Origin of the sequence: Enterobacter sp. 50793107, from assembly GCF_001463365.1 — a bacterium.
GTDB lineage: Bacteria > Pseudomonadota > Gammaproteobacteria > Enterobacterales > Enterobacteriaceae > Enterobacter > Enterobacter cloacae.
Window position 1 is genome coordinate 21,759 of sequence record NZ_LNII01000170.1, and the last position, 21,584, is coordinate 43,342.

21 protein-coding genes and 1 pseudogene are annotated in these 21,584 nt (G+C 54.2%); 16 read left to right on the plus strand and 6 right to left on the minus strand.

The features are described from left to right. Positions 1-17: 17 nt before the first annotated feature. A complete protein-coding gene (locus APU11_RS24630; protein ID WP_058650686.1) occupies positions 18-470 on the minus strand; it encodes an acyltransferase in 453 nt (150 codons plus the stop codon). Positions 471-566: 96 nt separating this feature from the next. Here APU11_RS24630 and psiE point away from each other — a divergent pair, with 96 nt between their 5' ends. The 5 genes from psiE (at position 567) to APU11_RS24655 (ending at position 5,466) form a co-directional block, all read left to right on the plus strand. Continuing rightward, positions 567-977 (plus strand): phosphate-starvation-inducible protein PsiE, encoded by a 411-nt coding sequence (gene psiE / locus APU11_RS24635; RefSeq protein ID WP_000202963.1) that lies wholly within the window; start codon positions 567-569, stop codon positions 975-977. Positions 978-1,123: 146 nt separating this feature from the next. Beyond that, positions 1,124-2,818, plus strand: coding sequence for a PTS transporter subunit EIIC (locus APU11_RS24640; protein ID WP_058650687.1), 1,695 nt, complete (start codon positions 1,124-1,126; stop codon positions 2,816-2,818). Beyond that, positions 2,815-3,858, plus strand: coding sequence for an oxidoreductase (locus APU11_RS24645; protein WP_058650688.1), 1,044 nt, complete (start codon positions 2,815-2,817; stop codon positions 3,856-3,858). The genes APU11_RS24640 and APU11_RS24645 overlap by 4 nt, the downstream gene beginning before the upstream one ends. 2 nt (positions 3,859-3,860) lie before the next feature. After that, entirely contained in the window at positions 3,861-4,721 is an 861-nt protein-coding gene (locus APU11_RS24650) for a hypothetical protein (protein WP_038980809.1), read from the plus strand. A 40-nt stretch (positions 4,722-4,761) separates the two neighbouring features. Next, positions 4,762-5,466 (plus strand): GntR family transcriptional regulator, encoded by a 705-nt coding sequence (locus APU11_RS24655; RefSeq protein WP_029882653.1) that lies wholly within the window; start codon positions 4,762-4,764, stop codon positions 5,464-5,466. Between the two features lie 103 nt (positions 5,467-5,569). Here APU11_RS24655 and malG read toward each other — a convergent pair whose 3' ends face one another. From malG to malE, 3 genes are all read right to left on the minus strand, one after another. Then, complete coding sequence (gene malG, locus APU11_RS24660) at positions 5,570-6,460, minus strand: maltose ABC transporter permease MalG (protein ID WP_058650689.1); 891 nt, start codon at positions 6,458-6,460, stop codon at positions 5,570-5,572. Between the two features lie 14 nt (positions 6,461-6,474). Beyond that, positions 6,475-8,019 (minus strand): maltose ABC transporter permease MalF, encoded by a 1,545-nt coding sequence (gene malF / locus APU11_RS24665; protein ID WP_020686620.1) that lies wholly within the window; start codon positions 8,017-8,019, stop codon positions 6,475-6,477. 125 nt (positions 8,020-8,144) lie between these two features. Then, positions 8,145-9,335, minus strand: a complete 1,191-nt coding sequence (malE, locus tag APU11_RS24670; RefSeq protein ID WP_014830274.1) for a maltose/maltodextrin ABC transporter substrate-binding protein MalE — start codon at positions 9,333-9,335, stop codon at positions 8,145-8,147. Positions 9,336-9,706: 371 nt separating this feature from the next. Here malE and malK point away from each other — a divergent pair, with 371 nt between their 5' ends. The 5 genes from malK to ubiA all read left to right on the plus strand — a co-directional run bounded on the left by malK (position 9,707) and on the right by ubiA (position 14,815). After that, positions 9,707-10,816 carry a maltose/maltodextrin ABC transporter ATP-binding protein MalK gene (malK, locus tag APU11_RS24675; RefSeq protein WP_008500080.1) on the plus strand — a complete coding sequence of 370 codons (1,110 nt, stop codon included), beginning with the start codon at positions 9,707-9,709 and terminating at the stop codon, positions 10,814-10,816. Between the two features lie 71 nt (positions 10,817-10,887). Then, positions 10,888-12,195, plus strand: coding sequence for a maltoporin (locus APU11_RS24680; RefSeq protein ID WP_013095047.1), 1,308 nt, complete (start codon positions 10,888-10,890; stop codon positions 12,193-12,195). A gap of 114 nt (positions 12,196-12,309) precedes the next feature. Beyond that, the gene (malM, locus tag APU11_RS24685) at positions 12,310-13,254 is read left to right on the plus strand and encodes a maltose operon protein MalM (RefSeq protein WP_023622494.1); all 945 of its coding nucleotides are present in this window, start codon (positions 12,310-12,312) and stop codon (positions 13,252-13,254) included. Between the two features lie 180 nt (positions 13,255-13,434). Beyond that, positions 13,435-13,932 (plus strand): chorismate lyase, encoded by a 498-nt coding sequence (gene ubiC / locus APU11_RS24690; protein ID WP_013095049.1) that lies wholly within the window; start codon positions 13,435-13,437, stop codon positions 13,930-13,932. Between the two features lie 13 nt (positions 13,933-13,945). Beyond that, positions 13,946-14,815 (plus strand): 4-hydroxybenzoate octaprenyltransferase, encoded by an 870-nt coding sequence (gene ubiA, locus APU11_RS24695; RefSeq protein ID WP_013095050.1) that lies wholly within the window; start codon positions 13,946-13,948, stop codon positions 14,813-14,815. Between the two features lie 98 nt (positions 14,816-14,913). Here ubiA and plsB read toward each other — a convergent pair whose 3' ends face one another. Continuing rightward, positions 14,914-17,334 (minus strand): glycerol-3-phosphate 1-O-acyltransferase PlsB, encoded by a 2,421-nt coding sequence (gene plsB, locus APU11_RS24700; RefSeq protein WP_013095051.1) that lies wholly within the window; start codon positions 17,332-17,334, stop codon positions 14,914-14,916. 154 nt (positions 17,335-17,488) lie between these two features. Between plsB and APU11_RS24705 the strand changes: the two genes are divergently transcribed. The 5 genes and pseudogenes from APU11_RS24705 (at position 17,489) to APU11_RS24720 (ending at position 20,306) form a co-directional block, all read left to right on the plus strand. After that, the gene (locus APU11_RS24705) at positions 17,489-17,857 is read left to right on the plus strand and encodes a diacylglycerol kinase (protein WP_023620295.1); all 369 of its coding nucleotides are present in this window, start codon (positions 17,489-17,491) and stop codon (positions 17,855-17,857) included. A 108-nt stretch (positions 17,858-17,965) separates the two neighbouring features. Then, positions 17,966-18,574, plus strand: coding sequence for a transcriptional repressor LexA (gene lexA, locus APU11_RS24710; RefSeq protein WP_013095053.1), 609 nt, complete (start codon positions 17,966-17,968; stop codon positions 18,572-18,574). Between the two features lie 64 nt (positions 18,575-18,638). Beyond that, positions 18,639-19,976: an MATE family efflux transporter DinF gene (gene dinF / locus APU11_RS24715; protein ID WP_044159015.1), complete on the plus strand. Its 1,338-nt coding sequence runs from the start codon at positions 18,639-18,641 to the stop codon at positions 19,974-19,976. Then, a pseudogene (locus tag APU11_RS29185) lies at positions 19,973-20,047 on the plus strand (hypothetical protein); the annotation flags it as partial. The gene dinF and the pseudogene APU11_RS29185, both read left to right, overlap by 4 nt. 49 nt (positions 20,048-20,096) lie before the next feature. Beyond that, entirely contained in the window at positions 20,097-20,306 is a 210-nt protein-coding gene (locus APU11_RS24720; protein ID WP_020686626.1) for a CsbD family protein, read from the plus strand. 69 nt (positions 20,307-20,375) lie between these two features. On the opposite strand, the gene zur is transcribed toward APU11_RS24720, so the two are convergent. After that, positions 20,376-20,888, minus strand: a complete 513-nt coding sequence (zur, locus tag APU11_RS24725; protein ID WP_013095057.1) for a zinc uptake transcriptional repressor Zur — start codon at positions 20,886-20,888, stop codon at positions 20,376-20,378. Between the two features lie 115 nt (positions 20,889-21,003). Between zur and APU11_RS24730 the strand changes: the two genes are divergently transcribed. Continuing rightward, positions 21,004-21,492: a cupin domain-containing protein gene (locus APU11_RS24730; RefSeq protein WP_023620296.1), complete on the plus strand. Its 489-nt coding sequence runs from the start codon at positions 21,004-21,006 to the stop codon at positions 21,490-21,492. Positions 21,493-21,584: the final 92 nt, after the last annotated feature.

Below are 21,584 nucleotides of genomic sequence, written 5' to 3' on the forward strand. Positions count from 1 at the left end.
TTGCGCCACCGGGCAACTCATAAGCGGCGCAGCAGCCTCGCCGGGTTTCCCGCATAAACGCCTTTCTCGGTGATGGATTTGGTCACCACGCTCCCCGCACCAATCACCACCCCGTCGCAGATGGAGACCGCCAGGATGGTCGCCCCGCTGCCTATCGACACATCATTTCCCACAGTAATGCGTCCCCAGCTGTTCCGGTCAGCATTGGGTTTGCCGTCGCGAAACATATCGTTGGCAAACATCACCCCATGGCCAATGAAACAGCGTTCGCCCAGGGTGACGTACTCGCAAATGAAGGTGTGCGACTGAATTTTGCTCTCGTCGCCAATGCGCGTATTGCCCTGAATTTCAACAAACGGGCCGATAAACACACCGTTGCCAAGCACGCAGTCATAGAGATTGCAGGGCTCATACAGGGTGACATTTTCACCACAGGTTACGTTGCGAACCCCGGTAGGTCTGCACTCCATTCGTTACCTCCGTACATAAAACATAATTAAAAAATATAGATCCACGTCACATTTTTGCGTTATACAGGAACCTCGCCCTGGAGAATGAGGTGCTGTATGACATCCCTGACTCGCCCGCGCGTTGAGTTCATCTCAACTATCCTCCAGACCGTGCTCAACCTCGGTCTGCTGAGCCTTGGCCTGATCCTGGTCGTCTTTTTGGGTAAAGAGACGGTGCATCTGGCGGATGTACTGTTCGCCCCCGAGCAAACCAGCAAATATGCGCTGGTGGAAGGCCTGGTGGTCTACTTTCTCTACTTTGAATTTATCGCCCTGATTGTGAAGTATTTCCAGTCAGGCTTTCACTTCCCGCTGCGCTATTTTGTCTACATTGGGATCACCGCGATAGTGCGGCTGATCATCGTCGATCATAAATCTCCCCTTGATGTGCTGATCTACTCGGCGGCGATCCTGCTGCTGGTGATCACGCTCTGGTTGTGTAATTCGAAGCGGCTGAAGCGCGAATAGGCGCTCTGACGCGGAAGAGATGCGGTCAAAATGTGATCTATATAGATTTAATTTAAAACTATATAGTTTTAAATGTGTGGCAGTTCAGGCATACGCGGTACTGAAATTAACTGCCACATACTTAATCTATTCGACAGGTGATCTGCATGGCCCACTCTTCAATACTGGAGCGGATAACTGACGTCTCGCAAAAGCTGGCATCAGAAGTCCATCTTCGAAGTCTACGGGACAGTTTTATTATTACTGTTCCGTTCCTTGTCCTGGCTGGACTCTTCATCATGCTTAATTATGTTTTTCTCGATCCGAAAGGCATATTGAGCGGTCTGTTATCCACTGACACCCTGGTACAGCTACGCAATATTGGCGAGCGCGTTCTTAACGGAACAATGAATATTTTATCGCTGATGCTGGTGATATTAATTGCGTATCATATTGCCAGTAAGAAAAAACACCCTACGCCAGTTATTCCCGCTATGGTTGCGCTGGCGGTGTTTTATGCATTAATGCCCATTGAAACCGTGCAAACCCTGGCCGATGGTCAGCAGGTTCGGCTTACCGGGATGGTCTTCTATGGCAGTACCAATGCTGGCGGTGTCTTTCTGGCAATACTGACGGCGGTGTTATCAACAAATCTTTTTTTATGGATTTCGAAAAATAAAAAATTACAGATCCGGCTAGGAGATGATGTGCCTTCCATGGTGGTACAATCCTTCCAGTCGATGTTTTCAATTATGCTAACCGTCGCTATTTTCGCGCTGGTTGCATTTAGCGTTAATCTTTTCCTTCATACTGAAATCCCGGCGCTGATTCAGCATCTCATCCAGGCGCCGCTGGTACATTTAACGACTAATTTATCCGGTTTTCTGGTGTTAACGACCCTGACAAATCTTCTCTTTTCGTTGGGGATACATCCGGGTGGGATTATTAATCCCATTCTTGAACCTCCCTTGCTGGTAGCGATGCAGGAAAACATGTCCGCCTTTGCCAGCGGGCAGATCCCACCCCATATTATCGTTCTGCCATTTCGCGATCTGTATGGTCATATGGGAGGAACCGGGAGCACGCTGGCCCTGCTGCTGGCAGTGTTTGTTCGAAGCCATATGTCCAGCCACCGTAACTTTTCCAGAACGGTGATTGCCCCAGGCATTTTTAATATTAACGAGCCGGTCATTTTTGGTTTCCCGGTACTCTACAACCCGTTAATGATGATCCCTTTTATCCTTTATCCGCAAATTAATTTTACGATCGCGTACTTTGCAACCGCCTGGGGATGGGTCTCAAAAATTGTTGCCTACGTTCCCTGGTCAGTGCCTCCGCTTATTTCTGGCTGGCTCGGATCCGGCGGTGATTTTCGTAATGTCATTTTGCAGATCCTGCTATTAGCGCTTGGAGTCGTAATCTATTTACCTTTTTTAACCGCCTATGAGCGTTCGTTAATCAAACGCAGCAATGAAACGATAATTAACACTCTCGCCTCTGAGTCAGAAATAACGCCGCAGGAGAACAATGATATTCATCGGTTGGATGGGAAAACCATTATTCTGGCCTGTAATGAAGGCATGTCGACCTCTTTGATGGCCAGCAAAATGCGAAAATATTGCGAAAGCCAGAATTGTACACTCAACGTGTATGCCGTGAATGCAGGTAAACTGGTCGATGAATATAAAAACGCCCAGCTTATTTTGCTGGGTCCGCAAATCGCGTATCTCCAGGAAACCATTCTTCAGGATATCAATCACCACTGCCCGGTGATCCCCCTTGACCCTCAGCACTTCAGCAAACTTGATGGACCGGCGGTAATTCATGCCGCCCTGCCATACTTTAAAAAGGAATCCGTATGATTAACTGCGCCTATATTGGCTTTGGTAAAAGTGCCACGCGCTATCATCTCCCTTATGTTTTATGCCGCAAGGATAAATACAACGTAAAGCGTATTTATGATATTGCGCGTAAGCCAGAGGTTGAAGCGCAGCCGCACTATCAACACATCTGTTTTACCTCCCGGCTGCAGGATATTCTGGAAGACAATACGCTTCAGCTGGTGGTTATCTGCACCCATCCTGATAGCCATTTTGAGTATGCCCGGCTATGTCTGGCACATGGCAAAAACGTGCTGGTCGAGAAACCTTTTACAACCACCCCAGAAGAAGCGAAAACGCTGTTTGCTCTGGCGAGAGAAAAGGGCTTAACCGTCTCTCCGTTTCAGAACCGACGTTTTGATAGTTGTTATTTGACCATGAAACAGGCGATTGAGAGCGGAAAACTGGGGGAAATTGTCGAGATCGAAAGCCATTTTGACTATTTTCGCCCGGCGTCGGAAACCTGTCCCGGCAGTTATTTCGACGGCGCGTTTTATGGCCTTGGCGTGCATACGCTCGATCAAATTATCGCCCTGCTGGGGCGTCCGCAGCAGGTCGGGTACCATCTTCAGCGCCAGAGAAACCCGCTCAACCCTGACGACGCCTTCACCGTTCACCTCTATTACCCGAAGACGACCGCGATCGTGAAAACCAGCCATCTGGTGAAAATACCCGCGCCGAGATTCACGGTACACGGTACGCGAGGCTCGTTTATTCGCTATGGTATCGACCAGCAGGAAACCAGCCTGAAGGCGGGCATTATGCCTGGGGACCCAGGGTTTGGTGAAGATCGTGAATGCGCGGTGCTGGAGTATATCGATGACGCAGGATGTTCTGTCCGGGAAGAACTGCCGGCGGTACCCGGCGACTACGGACGCGTTTATGACGCGCTTTACGACACACTCTCCTCAGGCAAGGCCAACTATGTCAGCGAGCAAGAAGCGTTAACCAATCTCGACATTTTGCAAAAGGCATTTCAACAGCCAACGCCTGCCATCGTTTCTCTCGAAGAGGAGGCGTAAAGATGAAACGGCTTCTGAATTGCCGGGCCAGCGACTTTCGTGGCCCCATTACCGGCGATAGCTTACGAGATGCCATCAGCGCCAGCGAAGGGCGCGTCATTATGGCCGAAATTGCCGTGCAGGCGCCCCCGCTGTTTGCAGAGGTGACGAATGCGGAATTGTTGTGTGCGTTTGGCGCCGACCTTCTGCTGCTCAAGGGGATCCATTTTCAGCGGCCCGCATTGAACGGCGGAGAAGAACGTTTTGGCGCCGATCCTGTCAGCCAGGTGAAATGCCTGACGGGGCGTTTAACAGGCGTCAATTTTGAAGTCCTGCCCGCAGACGATCTCTCCAGCCCCGGCGCTTTTCTGCCTGCGCATCTGGAGGCAGTGCGGCATGCGGATTTTTACTGCCTGACCGGCTATGACAAACCCGGGGTGACGGCCGGGCGTATGTGTCAGGCGATAGCGGCGCTCAGGGCGCAAACCGATAAGCTGATTCTGGCCGCGAAATTTTATAATTCCGGGCTGGCGCAACCCCAGGAGTATGCTGGCTATATCAGTGCAGGCGCAGATGGCGCTATCTTTTCGGCACCAGGCGGATGCCGGGGGGCATCGGAAGGGCGCGTCAGCCACATTGCGCAGGCAGTGCAGTCGCTGGGAGGGCTTGCCATTACCACGCTGAGCAGTAGTCAGGAAGGTGCGGATTGTGCTACGGTGCGCGACATTGGCCTGGCCAGTAAACGTTGCGGTAGCGACATGCATAATTTTGGTGACGCAGGGGTGGCAGGCATGGCCGACCCGGAAGCGCTGAATGCCTTATCCCTCGCTATCCGTGGCCGACGGCACACCTGGGTGCGTATGGCTGCATCCCTGTCTCGTTAATTTGAGTCGGCCCTGTAAGGGGCCGTTTGCGGAGAGCGTTATGCCTAAGTATATGGAGATCTACCATGAAGTGCGGCGGCGCATTATGGTGGGCATCTATGCTCCCGACAAAAAATTGCCCGAAGGGGCAAGGCTCGCCGCTGAATTTGGATGTAGCGAGCTAACCATCACCAAAGCGCTGGATTTGCTCGTCCGCGAGGGACTGGTGCTGCGCAAGCGTGGGCTAGGCTCGTTTGTTAAGCGCCAGGTTTCTGCGGCAAGCAACTCACACCTGATAGGCACCGCGCAGCGCTGCGCCACTCAGGGGAAAACCCTTACCACTCGCGTGCAGTTATATACCGCCGTGCCTGCCTCTGCCGATATCGCGCAAAAATTGCAAATCCCTGAGGGTGAACTGGTGCATGAAATCCACAGGGTACGCGTCATAGCGGAGATCCCTTCCATCGTGGAGTACACCTGGATGCCTGTCGCGCTGTTTCCTCGTCTGGCTCTGAGCCATGTTCAGCATTCCATTTACGCGTACATTACCCATGAGCTGGGGTGTACCGTCCATAGCGCACATATGAAAGTCACCGGGCGAAACGCCAGCGAGCAGGAAAGGGTGTGGCTGGAGCTGACCGAACCCACCACGCTTATTCAGGTGGAGCAGACGGCATTTCTCGATAACGGCAAGCTGTTTGAATACTCCTGCGCCCGCCATCTCTGGCATACCTTTAACTTTGAGACTGACTTTGTGCGTGTCTGACCCATAAAAAAATGGCGCTCCGAAGAGCGCCTAACAACAGTCACAAGTTGGGTTAATACAATACGTCTAAAGTTGAGGGTTGCAGTGGCATAACAGATGAAACTTAACCTTTCACACCGCCCGCCGTCAGGCCGTTGACCAGCCAGCGCTGCGCCAGCAGGAACACCACGGTAATCGGGATGGCAGAGAGTACGGCCGCCGCGGCAAAGTCGCCCCACAGGTAGTTTTGCGGGTTGAGGTATTGCTGCATACCCACGGCCAGGGTGTAACTATTCACATCACGCAGTAACAGAGACGCGACCGGCACTTCGGTGATGGCGGCGATAAACGACAGGATAAACACCACCGCCAGGATAGGCACCGACAGTGGCAGCAGAACCAGACGGAACGCCTGCCATGGTGTCGCGCCATCCAGCGCCGCCGCTTCTTCCAGCGAGCCGTCGATGGTTTCGAAATAACCTTTGATGGTCCACACATGCAGGGCGATACCGCCAAGATAGGCGAAGATCACGCCGCCGTGGGTGTTCAGGCCGATAAACGGCACATACTGGCCCAGGCGGTCAAACAAGGCATACAACGCGACCAGAGACAGTACCGCCGGGAACATCTGGAAAATCAGCATCCCTTTCAGCAGTGAGGCCTTGCCCGGGAACTTCATACGGGCGAAGGCGTACGCACAGGTGGTGGAGAACGTCACAATGCCGATCGCGGTGATGGTCGCCACTTTCACCGAGTTCCACAGCCACAGCAGTACCGGGAACGGCGGCGGGGTAACGCGGCCATCGGCATGCTCTACGCTGAAGCCCAGCGCAAGCTTCCAGTGCTCCCAGGAGATTTCGTCCGGGATCAGGCTGCCGGTAGCGAAGTTACCCGAACGCAGGGAGATGGCGATGACCATCAGCAGCGGGAACATGATCGCCGCAATAAAAATCAGCAGCCCTAAATGCGTCGCCAGGAGGCGCAGTTTCTGAGATTTGGGTTGTACCATAGCCATGATCGATGCCCTCCTTAGTCAAATTTCATACGTGTGGCTTTCAGGTTCACTATCGCCAGCGCGCCAACCAGCAGGAAGATCAGGGTGGCAATCGCTGCCGCCAGACCAAAGTCCTGACCGCCGCCGCCTTCAAAGGCGATGCGATAGGTGTAGCTCACGAGCAGGTCGGTATAGCCGGCTGGCGTGGTGGTACCGAGACGATCCGGGCCACCGTTGGTCAACAGCTGAATCAGCACGAAGTTGTTAAAGTTGAAGGCAAAGCTGGCAATCATCAGCGGAGTCAGCGGCTTGATGAGCAGCGGCAGCGTAATCTTAAAGAAGTTCTGGAACGGACCCGCGCCATCCATTGCCGAGGCTTCATACAGGTCGTCCGGGATAGCCTTCAGCAGGCCCATGCACAGGATCATCATGTACGGATAACCCAGCCAGGTGTTGACGATGATAATCATCGAACGGGCGGTGGTCGGGTCGCTGAACCAGGCCGGTTTGATGCCGAACAGCGCGCTCAGCATCATGTTGATTTCACCGAAGCTCTGGTTAAACAGCCCTTTGAAAATCAGAATTGAGATAAACGACGGTACGGCATACGGCAGGATCAGCAGCACGCGGTAGATCGCTTTGCCTTTCAGGGCTTCCCACTGCACGAGGCAGGCCAGCACCATACCCACGGCAACGGTCAGGAGTACCGTCAATACGGAGAAGACCACCGTCCAGACGAAGATAGCAAAGAACGGCTTCTGGATCCCTTCGTCGGTAAACACGCGGGTAAAGTTGTCCCAGCCGATAGTCACGGTATAGCCCGGGCTGAGTTTGTCATCGCCCCAGCTGCCGTCGGCGTTTACAGACTGATAGAAACCAATATCGTTGTTCGGACGGTACTTCACGCCGCTCTGGTTATTCGTCAGCGTGCCGTCATCCGCCAGGGTATAGAGTGGCTGCGTGCCGGAAAACTGGCGCAGCGAGCTCATGGTCACTTTGCTTTCATCTGGCAGCACGGCGGTGAGCTGAGTCAGCGCCTGACGGTTCTGGGTAATGATACGCAGGTTAGCGCGTTCGCCTTCCGGCAGGGCAGGGGCCTCTTTTAAGGCCAGCTTCTGCTCGCCGCCAAATTTGAAAGCGTCGGAAATATAGGTTTTGCCGCTCTCGCCGTCAGTCAGTGCTAATTTCCATTCGTCACCCGCAGGATACAAACCAAAGTTGAAGGTCTTGCCTGCCTGATAAGAACGGTCCAGAAGCACCTGAGTGGCGCGCTCTTGCGCGAGCTGGTTGGTGCTGCTGTAGTTAGTGAATGCGATAGCGATAGTACAGATCAGCGGGAACAGGACAAACAGCCCCATCCCGGCCACGCCCGGATAGACATAACGCCAGGCATATGCCTTACGGTTGGCGAAAATATACAGGCCAGCAGAGCTTAAAATCAGCGTCATGATGGCGAACAGATATTCCCCTTGTACGTACATTAAAACAACAAGGTAACCCACCAGCAGACAGAGCAGACCGATCGCTGACCACTTCAGCACGTCGCTTTGCCACCAATGTTTCTTTTTAATGACATCCATGGGGTTCTTCCTCTACAACGTTTGATCTTTTCTCCCTCTCCTGGGGGAGAGGGCCGGGGTGAGGGCGTGCGGATAGCGACAACCCTCACCCTAACCCTCTCCCAGAGGGAGAGGGGACTACGGCATTACTTAGTAATACGACCCTGCGCATCTTTCAGCGCGGCATCGACAGTCTGACGACCGCTTGCGGCGTTAATCACCGCAGTACGGGTGGCATACCAGAACGCGGCCATCTGTGGGATGTTCGGCATGATTTCGCCTTTCTGGGCGTTATCCATGGTTGCCGCGATACGTGGGTCTTTTGCCAGCTGATCCTGGAAGGATTTCAGCGCAACGGCACCCAGCGGTTTGTCCTTGTTCACTTCATCCAGACCCTGATCGGTCAGCAGGTAGTTTTCGAGGAACTCTTTCGCCAGCTCTTTGTTCGGGCTGGCGGCGTTGATACCTGCGCTCAGCACACCAACAAACGGTTTAGACGGCTTGCCGTTGAAGGTTGGCAGCAGCGTCACGCCATAGTTGATTTTGCTCTTGTCGATGTTGGTCCAGGCCCACGGACCGTTGATGGTCATCGCGGTTTCGCCTTTGTTGAACGCCGCTTCCGCGATGGAGTAATCGGTATCCGCGTTCATGTGTTTGTTCTTGATCAGATCGACCAGGAAGGTCAGACCCGCTTTCGCACCCGCGTTGTCCACGCCCACATCTTTGACGTCATATTTGCCGTTTTCAAACTTGAACGCGTAACCGCCATCGGCAGCAATCAGCGGCCAGGTGAAGTACGGCTCCTGCAGGTTGAACATCAGCGCGCTCTTACCTTTCGCTTTCAGCTCTTTATCCAGTTTCGGGATCTCTTCCCAGGTTTTCGGCGGGTTAGGCACCAGGTCTTTGTTATAAATCAGAGACAGGGCTTCCACTGCAATGGGATAAGCGATCAGCTTGCCGTTATAGCGAACGGCGTCCCAGGTGAACGGGAACAGTTTGTCCTGGAAGGCTTTATCAGGCGTGACTTCCGCCAGCAGGCCGGATTGTGCATAACCCCCGAAACGGTCATGCGCCCAGAAGATGATGTCCGGGCCGTCACCGGTTGCCGCAACCTGCGGGAATTTCTCTTCCAGCTTGTCCGGGTGTTCTACGGTGACTTTGATACCGGTGTCTTTTTCGAATTTTTTACCCACTTCGGCCAGGCCGTTATAGCCTTTGTCGCCGTTAATCCAGATAACCAGCTTACCTTCTTCAATTTTGGCGAGAGCCGGTGCGGAAATCATCATTGCTGCAAGGGCGGACAATGCGAAAACGCGTGCGCCAGTCTTGATCTTCATATCTGCCATCCTTTTTTGGTGATGTGCTCGTGGATACATAAGGTGGTTCAACGTCACTCAGTCTCCTTATTTGACATCCTCTTTCCATCCTCCCAACCCCTACGCCCCACCCCCGGTTTGTGTGATCTGTGTTGCATAAATTTAAGTTATGAGTGCTGGCGCACATAAAAACACGCTGAATTTTGCAGGTGGCTTCACGAATTTTGCCTCAGCCCGCCAGCTGCGGTCGCAGAGCCTGCTCTCTCATCCTCCCGCCTCCTCCCCCATAAAAAAGCCGGGGGGTGGAGGATTCGCGAAAGTAATGGATACCCCATAGTGAACTTATCTTGAATGTTTCTGTCGGTGACAGGTTGTAACGAAGGGAGAAGGGCATGGCGAGCGTACAGCTGCGTAATGTAACGAAAGCCTGGGGCGACGTAGTGGTGTCAAAAGACATCAATCTCGACATCCATGAAGGTGAATTCGTGGTGTTTGTTGGCCCATCTGGCTGCGGTAAATCAACTCTGCTGCGTATGATTGCCGGTCTTGAAACCATCACCAGCGGTGATTTGCTGATTGGTGATACCCGAATGAACGACATTCCGCCTGCCGAACGTGGCGTTGGCATGGTGTTCCAGTCTTATGCACTTTATCCCCATCTCTCCGTCGCCGAGAACATGTCCTTTGGCCTGAAGCTGGCGGGGGCGAAAAAAGAGGTGATTAACCAGCGCGTCACGCAGGTGGCGGAAGTGTTACAGCTGGCACACCTGCTGGAGCGTAAACCGAAGGCGCTTTCCGGTGGTCAGCGCCAGCGCGTCGCGATTGGCCGTACTCTGGTTGCCGAACCACGCGTCTTCCTGCTGGATGAACCGCTTTCTAACCTGGATGCCGCGCTGCGCGTCCAGATGCGTATCGAAATCTCCCGTCTGCATAAACGTCTTGGCCGCACGATGATTTACGTCACCCACGATCAGGTCGAAGCGATGACGCTGGCCGACAAAATTGTGGTGCTGGACGCAGGCCGCGTGGCACAGGTGGGTAAACCGCTGGAGCTTTATCACTATCCGGCAGACCGCTTTGTTGCGGGCTTTATTGGCTCGCCAAAGATGAACTTCCTGCCCGTCAAAGTCACGGCGACAGCCATTGAACAGGTACAGGTGGAGTTGCCAAACCGTCAGCAAGTCTGGCTGCCGGTCGACAGCGCCAACGTACAGGTGGGGGCCAACATGTCCCTCGGTATTCGTCCTGAGCATTTACTGCCGAGCCACATCGCCGATGTGACGCTGGAAGGTGAAGTTCAGGTCGTCGAACAACTTGGTCACGAAACACAGATTCATATCCAGATCCCCGCCATCCGTCAGAACCTGGTCTACCGCCAGAATGACGTGGTGTTGGTAGAAGAGGGTGCCACATTCGCTATCGGTTTGCCGCCAGAGCGTTGCCATCTGTTCCGCGAGGATGGCACTGCATGTCGTCGGCTGCACAAAGAGCCAGGCGTTTAAGCAATCCCAAAAGAAGACACGAAACCGACAGGTCAAGTGTTCAAAGAAAAGCAATGATCTCAGGAGATAGAATGATGATTACTCTGCGCAAAGTCCCTCTGGCACTCGCCATTGCGGCAGGCATTATGTCTGCCCAGGCAGGCGCTGTAGACTTTAAAGGTTATGCTCGTTCCGGCATTGGCTGGACCGGGAGTGGCGGTGAACAACAATGTTTCCAGGCAACCGGTGCTCAAAGTAAATACCGTCTCGGTAACGAATGTGAGACGTACGCTGAGCTGAAACTGGGCCAGGAAGTGTGGAAAGAGGGCGACAAGAGCTTCTATTTCGACACTAACGTAGCGTATTCCGTTTCTCAGCAGAACGACTGGGAATCCACCAGCCCGGCCTTCCGTGAAGCTAACGTGCAGGGTAAAAACCTGATTGAGTGGCTGCCAGGCTCCACCATCTGGGCCGGTAAGCGCTTCTATCAGCGTCATGACGTCCACATGATCGACTTCTACTACTGGGACATCTCAGGTCCTGGTGCCGGTATTGAAAACATCGATCTGGGCTTTGGTAAACTCTCTCTGGCAGCTACCCGCTCTTCTGAATCAGGCGGTTCTGCAACCTTCGCCGATCGTGATGCCAACGGCGACCGTGTTTATGACAACGTTGTACCTAACGACGTCTTCGACGTGCGTTTAGCCGGTCTGGAAACCAACCCGGGCGGTACGCTGGAGCTGGGCGTTGACTATGGTCACACCAACATTCCTGATGACTACTACCTGCAGCCTGGCGCTTCTAAAGATGGCTGGTTATTCACTGCTGAACACACCCAGAGCATGATGAAGGGCTTCAACAAGTTCGTACTGCAGTACGGTACGGATTCCATGACCTCTAACGGCAAAGGTATTCCACAGGGCGGTAGCGTTGATAACGATGGCTCCATGTGGCGTGTGCTGGACCACGGTGCAATCACCCTGGCAGACCGTTGGGACCTGATGTACGTCGGTATGTACCAGAACATCGATCGTGACAACAACAACGGTACCGAGTGGTGGACCGTGGGTGTTCGTCCGATGTTCAAATGGACGCCAATCATGAGCACCCTGCTTGAAGTGGGCTACGACAACGTCAAATCTCAGAGAACTGACGAGAAGAACAGCCAGTACAAAATCACCCTGGCACAGCAATGGCAGGCAGGCGACAGCATCTGGTCCCGTCCTGCTATCCGTGTCTTCGCAACCTACGCGAAGTGGGATGAGAAATGGGGTTACGCAAACAACAGCGACACTGGCTACACCTCCGGTGTGGCTTACAGTGACACCTCTGCGAAAACCTTCAGCCGTGGCGACAACGATGAGTGGACCTTCGGCGCCCAGATGGAAATCTGGTGGTAATTCGTTAGACCCGACGTAATGACCTGAAAAGAGGGGCGCAAGCCCCTCTCTCCTTAGGGTGCTGCGCGCTATTGCCTGGCCACCGCAGTGCTCACGCTATCAGAGGTAATAACAATGAAAATGAAGAAAAGTCTCGTCGCGCTGTGCCTCTCTGCGGGGCTGTTAGCCTGTGTTCCGGCCGTCTCCTTTGCAGACGTGAATTTCGTGCCACAAAATACCAGTGCTGCGCCCGCTATCCCGGCAGCGGCACTCCAGCAACTGACATGGACGCCGGTTGATCAATCCAAAACGCAGTCGACTCAGCTCTCTATGGGTGGCCAACAATTGAACGTGCCGGGGATTTCTGGCCCTGTTGCGGCTTATAGCGTACCGGCGAACATTGGTGAATTGACCCTGACGCTGACCAGCGAAGTGAACAAACAGACCAGTGTGTTTGCGCCAAACGTCTTGATCCTCGATCAAAACATGACGCCATCGGCGTTCTTCCCGAGCGACTATTTTAGCTATCAGGAACCGGGCGTAATGAGTGCGGACCGCCTGGAAGGCGTTATGCGCCTGACGCCTGCTCTGGGTCAGCAAAAGATTTACGTGCTGGTATTCACAACAGAGAAAGATTTGCAGCAGACAACAAAGCTGGTTGACCCGGCGAAAGCTTATGCCAAAGGCACCGGTAACTCTGTCCCGGATATTCCGGATCCGCTTGCCCGCCATACCACTGATGGCCTGGTCAAACTGAAAGTTTCCACCAACAGCGCTTCCAGCGTACTCGTTGGCCCACTGTTTGGCTCGTCTGGTCCTGGTCCGGTGACTGTGGGGAATACCGCTGCACCTGTTTATACCGCGCCAGCGGCTACGGCAGCCGCGACCGCAGCCCCAGCTCCGGCGAAAAAAGCTGAGCCGGTACTGAACGACACCGAAGAATACTTCAACAACGCCATTAAGCAGGCGGTGAAGCGCGGCGATGTCGATAAAGCGCTGAAACTGCTTGATGAAGCCGAACGTTTAGGTTCAACCACTGCCCGTTCCACCTTTATCAGCAGTGTAAAAGGCAAGGGGTAACCGTTTCCCCACAGTGCTGATTTGTTAGTAGTTTAGTGCGCCTGAGTGGGCGCACTTTTTTTCGTGCCGCTCGCGCTGTTGCACCATTGTTGCGATAGTGATCGCTAAATAACGTTTGACCGCCCTCAATGCGCTTTTCTGCGATACAATGCCATTACGTTATGTATCGGAGAGTCCGGCATGTCACACCCTGCGCTAACGCAACTGCGTTCGCTGCGCTATTTCGACCAAATACCTGCGCTTGACCCGCAGCAGCTTGACTGGTTGCTGCTGGAAGATTCCATGACTAAACGTTTTGAGCAACAGGGCAAGACGGTTACGGTGACGATGATTCAGGAAGGGTTTGTCACCTCTGCTGACATTGCCAGTGAGCTGCCGCTGTTACCAAAAGAAGAACGCTACTGGTTGCGTGAAATTCTGCTCTGCGCGGATGGTGAGCCGTGGCTCGCCGGACGAACCGTGGTGCCTGAATCCACCCTTTCCGGGCCAGAGCTGGCACTGCAACGGCTGGGAAATACCCCGCTCGGGCGGTACCTTTTTACCTCGTCTGAACTTACCCGTGATTTTATTGAAATTGGACGCGATGCCGAACTGTGGGGACGTCGTTCCCGTCTTCGCCTGAGCGGTAAACCGTTAATACTGACGGAGCTTTTTTTACCGGCATCGCCGTTGTACTGAGAGGAAGAAAAAAATGGAGTGGAGCCTGACGCAGAACAAGCTGCTGGCCTATCACCGCTTAATGCGTACCGATAAACCCATCGGCGCGCTACTGCTGTTGTGGCCGACATTATGGGCGCTATGGGTGGCGACGCCGGGCGTTCCACCGCTGTGGATCCTGGGCGTGTTTGTGGCCGGTGTCTGGCTGATGCGTGCGGCGGGCTGTGTGGTCAATGACTACGCCGATCGTAAATTCGACGGACATGTGAAACGGACAGCCAATCGTCCGTTACCCAGCGGGCAGGTCACAGAGAAAGAGGCCCGCGTGCTGTTTATCGTGCTGGTGCTGCTCTCCTTCCTGCTGGTGTTAACCCTCAACACCATGACCATCCTGCTTTCCGTTGCGGCTCTCGCGCTGGCATGGGTCTACCCGTTTATGAAACGCTATACCCATCTGCCGCAGGTGGTGCTCGGCGCGGCGTTTGGCTGGTCGATCCCAATGGCGTTTGCGGCGGTCAGCGAGTCGGTACCGCTGAGCTGCTGGCTGATGTTCCTGGCGAACATTCTCTGGGCCGTGGCTTATGACACGCAATATGCGATGGTCGACCGCGATGACGATCTGAAAATTGGCATTAAATCGACCGCCATTCTGTTTGGTCGTCACGACAAGCTGATTATCGGTATCCTGCAGGTTGCGGTGCTGGCGCTGATGGTGGCGATTGGCCGCCTGAACGGGCTCAACTGGGAGTTTTACTGGTCAGTGCTGGTGGCGGGGCTGCTGTTTGCTTATCAGCAAAAGCTGATCGCAAAGCGTGAGCGTGACGCCTGTTTTAAAGCGTTTATGAATAATAACTACGTGGGCCTGGTGCTGTTCCTGGGGCTGGCGATGAGCTATTTTGGCTGAAAAAAAGCCCGGTGACGCTGAAGCTTACCGGGCCTGCATGATATGAAGCGTCAGATTGTGAGCCGGGTAAGGCGAAGCCGCCACCCGGCTTTTTCACATCACTCGCCCTGCGTCGCACTCTCAATCGTCAAACGCACGTCGGAGGTAATCAGCTCTGCCAGCATCTGATACACCTTCAGCGTCTCTTCCGGCTCGGCATCGCCCGTGTCGCTAATGAACCCTTCATCACGCAACGTCAGTACCAGTGAACTGAAGACCGCTTTGTCGAAGAATTCCGGGGCGTTGATGCCGTGCAGAACGGAAAGGCGCTGTGCCAGCGTCCGGCTCTCTTTCTCCAGCGTACCGCGGTTAATGGATGGGTTCGCGCTCAGCAGCCAGAAGGTGATAGCGTAGCGCTGCAGTGTTTCACGCGCACCCGCCGCCAGCAGTTGCAGCGTACGGGAGCGTGACGGATTGATATGCAGCTCGTCGTTAACAACGGTAATTAGCCCCTGACGACGCAGCTCCTCGGTCATTTTATCCAGCTCAATCGCCAGCTCATCTTTGCTCCAGCGCAGGAACAGCTCTGCTTTCAGCATCGGATAGAGCGTCTCTACATGACGCAGCAGCTCCTGACGAGAAATACGGCGATGCTGGGTAATGATCGCCGCCATCAGCGACGGCAGCATCAGCATATGCGCGATATTGTTACGATAGTAGGTCATCAGCACCGCCTGCTCGCGCGGGAGAATGATGATGTCGCCAATCGTATCTTTCTCGACTTCAAACTTGTTCATCTGCAGCGCATGGTCGATCAGCTCGCTCGCCGTGCTGGCAGGCGTCGTTGAATCCACCGAGTAGGGAACGTTGCGCATCAGGTCAAGATAGCAATCCAGCTGCTCCGTAAGCTGTTCACGGGTCAGGGAGCGTTGACGTGACGCCAGCAGCGCCGTACAGCACAGGTTCATGGCGTTTGCGGCACCGGCGTTGTTAATACGCACCATCAGCTCAGCCGCGATACCGTTAACCGTTGGCGTCAGCCAGGCTGGACGCACCGCTTCGATAGGATCGATAGACTCGCGCCAATCGGGAACATGGTTGTTCAGATACGTCATCAACGGCATCGGCTCGCCGAAGTTTACGTAGCCCTGACCAAGATTGCGTAGCTTGCTCAGCCCGCGCAGCATCTGCGGCAGGCTCTCTTTCTCTTTAGTCGCCCCGCGCAGCTCTTTGGCGTAAGTTCCCACTTCCATGACGTGCTCATAGCCAATGTAAATGGGCACCAGCGTGATGGGACGAGTGCCGCCGCGCAGCATCGCCTGGATGGTCATCGACAGCGTGCCGGTTTTCGGATCCAGCAGACGGCCGGTTCGTGAACGGCCCCCCTCCACGAAGTACTCAACGGAATAACCGCGGCTGAACAGCTCGCCCAGATATTCACGGAATACGGTGGAGTAGAGCTTGTTGCCCTTAAAGGTACGACGAATGAAGAACGCCCCCAGACGGCGGAAAATCGGGCCTGCTGGCCAGAAGTTCAGGTTGATACCGGCTGCGATGTGCGGTGGCACCAGCCCCTGGTGATAGAGCACATACGAGAGGAGCAGGTAGTCCATGTGGCTGCGGTGGCAGGGCACATAAACAATTTCATGGCCGTCATGCGCCAGTTGGCGAACGCGCTCGGCGTTATGGACGTTAATGCCCTGATAGAGGCGGTTCCATGTAAAGCCCAGGATGCGGTCAGAAAGACGGATCATCTCATAGGAGAAGTTCGCGGCAATCTCTTCCATCAGCGCAATGGCGTTCTGCTGTGCTTTTTCATGAGAAATCTTTTTACTGCGCGCTTCGTCTTCAACAGCACGGGCGATCGCTTTGGAAGCCAGCAGCTTGTTGAAGAGATCCTGACGCGCCGGAAGGCGAGGGCCAACGGCGGCCAGACGCTGACGAGCGAAATGCATGCGCGCCACGCGCGCCAGTTTTTGCGCGATGATCTTATCGGTGCCGTGCTCGTCGGCCATCCGGCGTAGCGAGACGGAAGGGGAGAAGCGCACAAAGCTGTCGCGCCCCAGCCAGGAGACGGCGAAGAATTTCTGGATGCCATTAAGCATGCGTAACGGTGGGTTCTCTTCCCCTTTTTCGCGGCCCGGACGACGACCAAACATCACCGACACCGGCACCATCTGCACATCCAGATCGGGATTGCTGCGATGCAGGTCGAGATAGTCGTGGAACAGCTTAATGGACTCTTCTTTTGGCGTGTAATAGGTAAACACGCGTGGCCCACCGTGAATGAACACGTATCGCGGCAACAGCGTACCGTCGACTTCTAACGGTTCAAGCGGGTCAGGTAAATCATGCGCCAGACACTGGGCGCGAAGCGTCAGCAAGTCTGCCTTCGAGTTGTAAGGCAAAACATACATAATAGGGCGCGACGTATCGAGCCCCAATTCCAGCGCGGGTTCTGCTGGGATAGACTTACTTTTTACCAGGACGCTTAATGGTAAATTAAGTAATTTGTAGTAAATTCGTGGCCAGCCAGACATAAACGATGTAAAGCCTCTGGTTAATAATGCAATTGCGGCGCAAGGATAACAGAAAGCGCGCGAAATTACTGTTGTTACCCGTCATACTTCAGGCTACAGCGCAACACGTTGCGCCTCCTGTTATTGACGCTATTTCAAATAAAAGGTTCTTTTAATGGCCAATAATACCACTGGGTTAACCCGTATCATTAAAGCTGCTGGCTATTCCTGGAAAGGTTTTCGCGCCGCTTGGGTCAACGAAGCCGCGTTTCGCCAGGAGGGTGTCGCCGCGATTGTCGCGGTGATTATCGCCTGTTTCCTTGATGTTGATGCCATTACCCGCGTGCTTCTGATCGGCTCCGTGCTGTTGGTGATGATAGTGGAAATTATTAATAGCGCTATTGAGGCCGTTGTGGACCGTATTGGCTCTGATTTCCACGAACTTTCTGGCCGGGCAAAAGACATGGGCTCTGCTGCCGTGTTGCTGGCGATTATCACTGCGGTCATCACCTGGGTCACGCTGCTTTGGTCACATTTCCGATGAGCCTCGAGGAATAATTAAGTCCCTGGTTTTTTGTGCAGTTTTTGGTTCCAAAATCGCCTTTGACTGTATATACTCACAGCATAACTGTATATACACCCAGGGGGCGGAATGAAAGCGTTAACGACCAGGCAGCAAGAGGTGTTTGATCTCATTCGGGATCATATCGGCCAGACGGGTATGCCACCCACGCGTGCGGAAATCGCGCAGCGTCTGGGCTTCCGTTCTCCGAACGCTGCCGAGGAACACCTGAAAGCGCTGGCGCGTAAAGGCGTAATTGAGATTGTATCGGGTGCTTCACGCGGTATCCGCCTGCTGGTGGAAGAAGAGACGGGCATTCCGCTGGTGGGGCGCGTCGCGGCAGGTGAACCTCTGCTGGCGCAACAGCATATTGAAGGCCACTACCAGGTTGATCCCGGCATGTTCAAGCCGAGCGCGGATTTCCTGCTGCGTGTAAGCGGTATGTCCATGAAAGACATCGGTATTCTTGACGGCGATCTGCTTGCGGTACATAAAACGCAAGACGTGCGTAACGGCCAGGTTGTGGTGGCACGCATCGATGATGAAGTCACCGTTAAACGCCTGAAAAAGCAAGGTAATACGGTTCAGCTGCTGCCGGAAAACAACGAGTTTTCCCCGATTGTGGTAGACCTCCGCGAACAAAACTTCTCTATCGAGGGGCTGGCGGTAGGGGTCATTCGCAACGGAGAATGGTTGTAATCTCATCCTGACAGGCTACGGATCTGCCGTGGCCTGATTCCTTCTCCACTCCCGGTATTTTTTCATGTCACTGCTTACGGCATCCGATAAGGCATTGTGGCGTCTTGCACTGCCGATGATTTTTTCCAATATCACCGTTCCTCTGCTGGGGCTGGTGGATACGGCAGTTATTGGTCACCTTGATTCACCCATCTATCTGGGCGGCGTGGCGATTGGCGCGACGGCGACCAGCTTCCTTTTTATGCTCCTGCTCTTTTTGCGCATGAGTACCACCGGGCTTACGGCGCAGGCGTACGGTGCTAAAGATCCTTTGCGTCTGGCGCGTGCGCTGGTTCAGCCGTTAATTCTGGCGCTTGGGGCAGGCGCGTTAATCGCTATATTACGTACCCCACTGATTGATCTGGCGCTGCATGTCGTTGGCGGCAGCGAGGCGGTACTGGAGCAGGCACGACGCTTCCTTGAAATTCGCTGGCTCAGCGCGCCCGCGTCGCTGGCCAATCTGGTTCTGCTGGGGTGGTTACTCGGCGTGCAGTATGCCCGCGCGCCCGTAATCCTGTTGGTGGTAGGCAACCTCCTCAACATCGTGCTCGATCTCTGGCTGGTGATGGGCCTGCACATGAACGTACAGGGTGCGGCACTGGCGACGGCGATTGCCGAATACGGGACGTTTATCCTTGGTCTGTGGATGGTCTGGCGGGTGCTTGTCATGCGGGGGATTTCCCTTGCTCTGCTCAAGAGTGCATGGCGAGGCAATATCCGCACCCTGCTGGCGCTTAATCGCGACATTATGCTGCGCTCATTGCTGCTGCAGCTCTGTTTCGGCGCACTGACGGTCTTTGGCGCCCGGCTTGGGCCAGATATCGTCGCGGTGAATGCCGTTCTGATGACGCTGCTGACCTTTACCGCCTATGCACTGGATGGCTTTGCCTATGCTGTGGAAGCGCATTCCGGCCAGGCATACGGCGCACGTGAAAGTGGTCAGCTGCGGGATGTCTGGCGGGCGGCCTGTCGGCAGTCGGGGCTGGTGGCGCTGACGTTCGCGCTGATTTACGCCTGTTTTGGCGAACAGATTATTGCGTTACTCACCTCCCTTCCTGCACTGCGCGAGCTGGCAAGCCATTACCTCATCTGGCAGGTCATTTTGCCGGTGGTGGGGGTCTGGTGCTATCTGCTGGACGGTATGTTTATTGGCGCGACGCGAGGAGCGGAGATGCGTAACAGCATGGCGGTGGCGGCGGCTGGTTTTGCCCTGACGCTGCTCACGCTCCCCTGGCTGGGTAACCATGGTTTATGGCTCTCCCTGGCGGTCTTTCTCGCGTTGCGGGGCCTGTCACTGGGCTTTATCTGGCACCGGCACTGGCAAAACAATACCTGGCTTCCTTCCCGCAACGATATATCGTGACGGTTAAAGATTCCGAATATGAAATCAACTGCCGAATCCTTAACTACAATTATTATCACGTCCAGCAGAAAAGAACGTAACGGACGTTACGACCCGACGCTTAACTAAGAGGACACGATGATGAATAAAGACGAAATCGGCGGCAACTGGAAGCAGTTCAAAGGTAAAGCGAAAGAACAGTGGGGTAAGCTGACGGATGACGATATGACGGTCATCGAAGGTAAACGCGATCAGCTTGTCGGTAAAATTCAGGAACGCTACGGTTACGAGAAAGACCAGGCGGAAAAAGAGGTCGGCGACTGGGAAAAACGCAACGACTACCGTTGGTAACCGTGTGATACCCGACAGTACAAGGAAGTACTCCCTGAGGGCGGCCATAGGCCGCCTTTGTTTTGGCTGTTAACGCGGCTTTTTCTTTACGAGGATAGAGTGGTCATGGTGGCACGCGTCCTGATGCCGACAGGCCTCCACTTCTACACACGCAGAGCATAATCCGTGTGCTTCAATGACGTTATGGCGCAAGGCAAAGCCCATTCTGGCCGCCAGCGTATGCATAATATCTTCTACGCCTTCCGCCCCTTCTTCTTTCACCACGCCACAACGGTCGCAGATAAACATGGCCGACGTATGGGTTGGCTGGTCAAAAAGATGACACAACACATAACTGTTTGTGGATTCGACCTTATGTACAAACCCTTGTTCCAGCAGAAAATCTAGCGCACGATAGACCGTAGGCGGTTTAGCCTGTGGCTCGCTTTCGCGCAGCAGGTCGAGCAGGTCGTATGCGCTGATGGCGCCCTGCTGCAGGGTCATCAGACGCAAGACTTCAAGGCGCTGCGGAGTCAGGCGCACATTGCGTTGCGCGCACAGCTTCTCTGCCTGCGCTAACAGCTCTTTTGTGGACTTATCCATTTAGCACCTCGGATGTTATAGGCTGGAAAACCCTCACTTTACCATGTTCTGGTAAAAACGCCGAGATCCGCCAGGCTGTGCTATACCTGACCCATCGCAAACCGGGAAATTAATGATGAAAAAACCTGACTGTATTCGGCACTGGCGAGACGTGGAAGAGCCAGATAATTCAACCTATCCCGACAGCAACGAGCTTTTCTCCATCGGTGCACCGCTGGCTCGTCACCTGGGGCTCAGGCGAATCGGTATTCACCACGAGCGTTTGCCGCCCGGGCGTCGAACCTCCTATCCCCACGCGGAAAGCGACGAAGAGGAGTTCATCTATGTGCTGGAAGGGTATCCGGAAGCCTGGATTAACGGCTATTTGTGGAAGCTTGAACCCGGCGACAGTGTAGGCTTTCCCGCTGGTACCGGCGTCTGCCATACCTTTATTAATAACACCGAAGAAGAGGTGCGATTACTGGTCGTTGGCGAGGCTAACAAGAAGCACAACCGAATCTACTATCCGCTTAATCCGGAGTATGCCGCCACGCGTGAAGATCGCTGGGTTGATCATCCCCCTCAGTTCTTTGGGCCGCACGATGGAAAACCTGGGAAAAAATAATTTCCTCTTCTATAAATATTGAGGGTCGTCACAAATAACAACAGGCCTGTCCGGAGTTTTACTTAAGGAAATAGCGGGTCTTTTTGTACTTA

Bases quoted from the DNA above. Each gene is read 5' to 3' on its own strand.
- plsB (WP_013095051.1), bottom strand. From the start codon at position 17,334: ATGTCTGGCTGGCCACGAATTTACTACAAATTACTTAATTTACCATTA.
- APU11_RS24645 (WP_058650688.1), top strand. From the start codon at position 2,815: ATGATTAACTGCGCCTATATTGGCTTTGGTAAAAGTGCCACGCGCTAT.
- malK (WP_008500080.1), top strand. From the start codon at position 9,707: ATGGCGAGCGTACAGCTGCGTAATGTAACGAAAGCCTGGGGCGACGTA.
- malE (WP_014830274.1), bottom strand. From the start codon at position 9,335: ATGAAGATCAAGACTGGCGCACGCGTTTTCGCATTGTCCGCCCTTGCA.
- psiE (WP_000202963.1), top strand. From the start codon at position 567: ATGACATCCCTGACTCGCCCGCGCGTTGAGTTCATCTCAACTATCCTC.
- malF (WP_020686620.1), bottom strand. From the start codon at position 8,019: ATGGATGTCATTAAAAAGAAACATTGGTGGCAAAGCGACGTGCTGAAG.
- malG (WP_058650689.1), bottom strand. From the start codon at position 6,460: ATGGCTATGGTACAACCCAAATCTCAGAAACTGCGCCTCCTGGCGACG.
- lexA (WP_013095053.1), top strand. From the start codon at position 17,966: ATGAAAGCGTTAACGACCAGGCAGCAAGAGGTGTTTGATCTCATTCGG.
- APU11_RS24630 (WP_058650686.1), bottom strand. From the start codon at position 470: ATGGAGTGCAGACCTACCGGGGTTCGCAACGTAACCTGTGGTGAAAAT.
- APU11_RS24720 (WP_020686626.1), top strand. From the start codon at position 20,097: ATGAATAAAGACGAAATCGGCGGCAACTGGAAGCAGTTCAAAGGTAAA.
- ubiC (WP_013095049.1), top strand. From the start codon at position 13,435: ATGTCACACCCTGCGCTAACGCAACTGCGTTCGCTGCGCTATTTCGAC.
- ubiA (WP_013095050.1), top strand. From the start codon at position 13,946: ATGGAGTGGAGCCTGACGCAGAACAAGCTGCTGGCCTATCACCGCTTA.
- dinF (WP_044159015.1), top strand. From the start codon at position 18,639: ATGTCACTGCTTACGGCATCCGATAAGGCATTGTGGCGTCTTGCACTG.
- APU11_RS24650 (WP_038980809.1), top strand. From the start codon at position 3,861: ATGAAACGGCTTCTGAATTGCCGGGCCAGCGACTTTCGTGGCCCCATT.
- APU11_RS24730 (WP_023620296.1), top strand. From the start codon at position 21,004: ATGAAAAAACCTGACTGTATTCGGCACTGGCGAGACGTGGAAGAGCCA.
- APU11_RS24680 (WP_013095047.1), top strand. From the start codon at position 10,888: ATGATGATTACTCTGCGCAAAGTCCCTCTGGCACTCGCCATTGCGGCA.
- APU11_RS24640 (WP_058650687.1), top strand. From the start codon at position 1,124: ATGGCCCACTCTTCAATACTGGAGCGGATAACTGACGTCTCGCAAAAG.
- zur (WP_013095057.1), bottom strand. From the start codon at position 20,888: ATGGATAAGTCCACAAAAGAGCTGTTAGCGCAGGCAGAGAAGCTGTGC.
- malM (WP_023622494.1), top strand. From the start codon at position 12,310: ATGAAAATGAAGAAAAGTCTCGTCGCGCTGTGCCTCTCTGCGGGGCTG.
- APU11_RS24655 (WP_029882653.1), top strand. From the start codon at position 4,762: ATGCCTAAGTATATGGAGATCTACCATGAAGTGCGGCGGCGCATTATG.
- APU11_RS24705 (WP_023620295.1), top strand. From the start codon at position 17,489: ATGGCCAATAATACCACTGGGTTAACCCGTATCATTAAAGCTGCTGGC.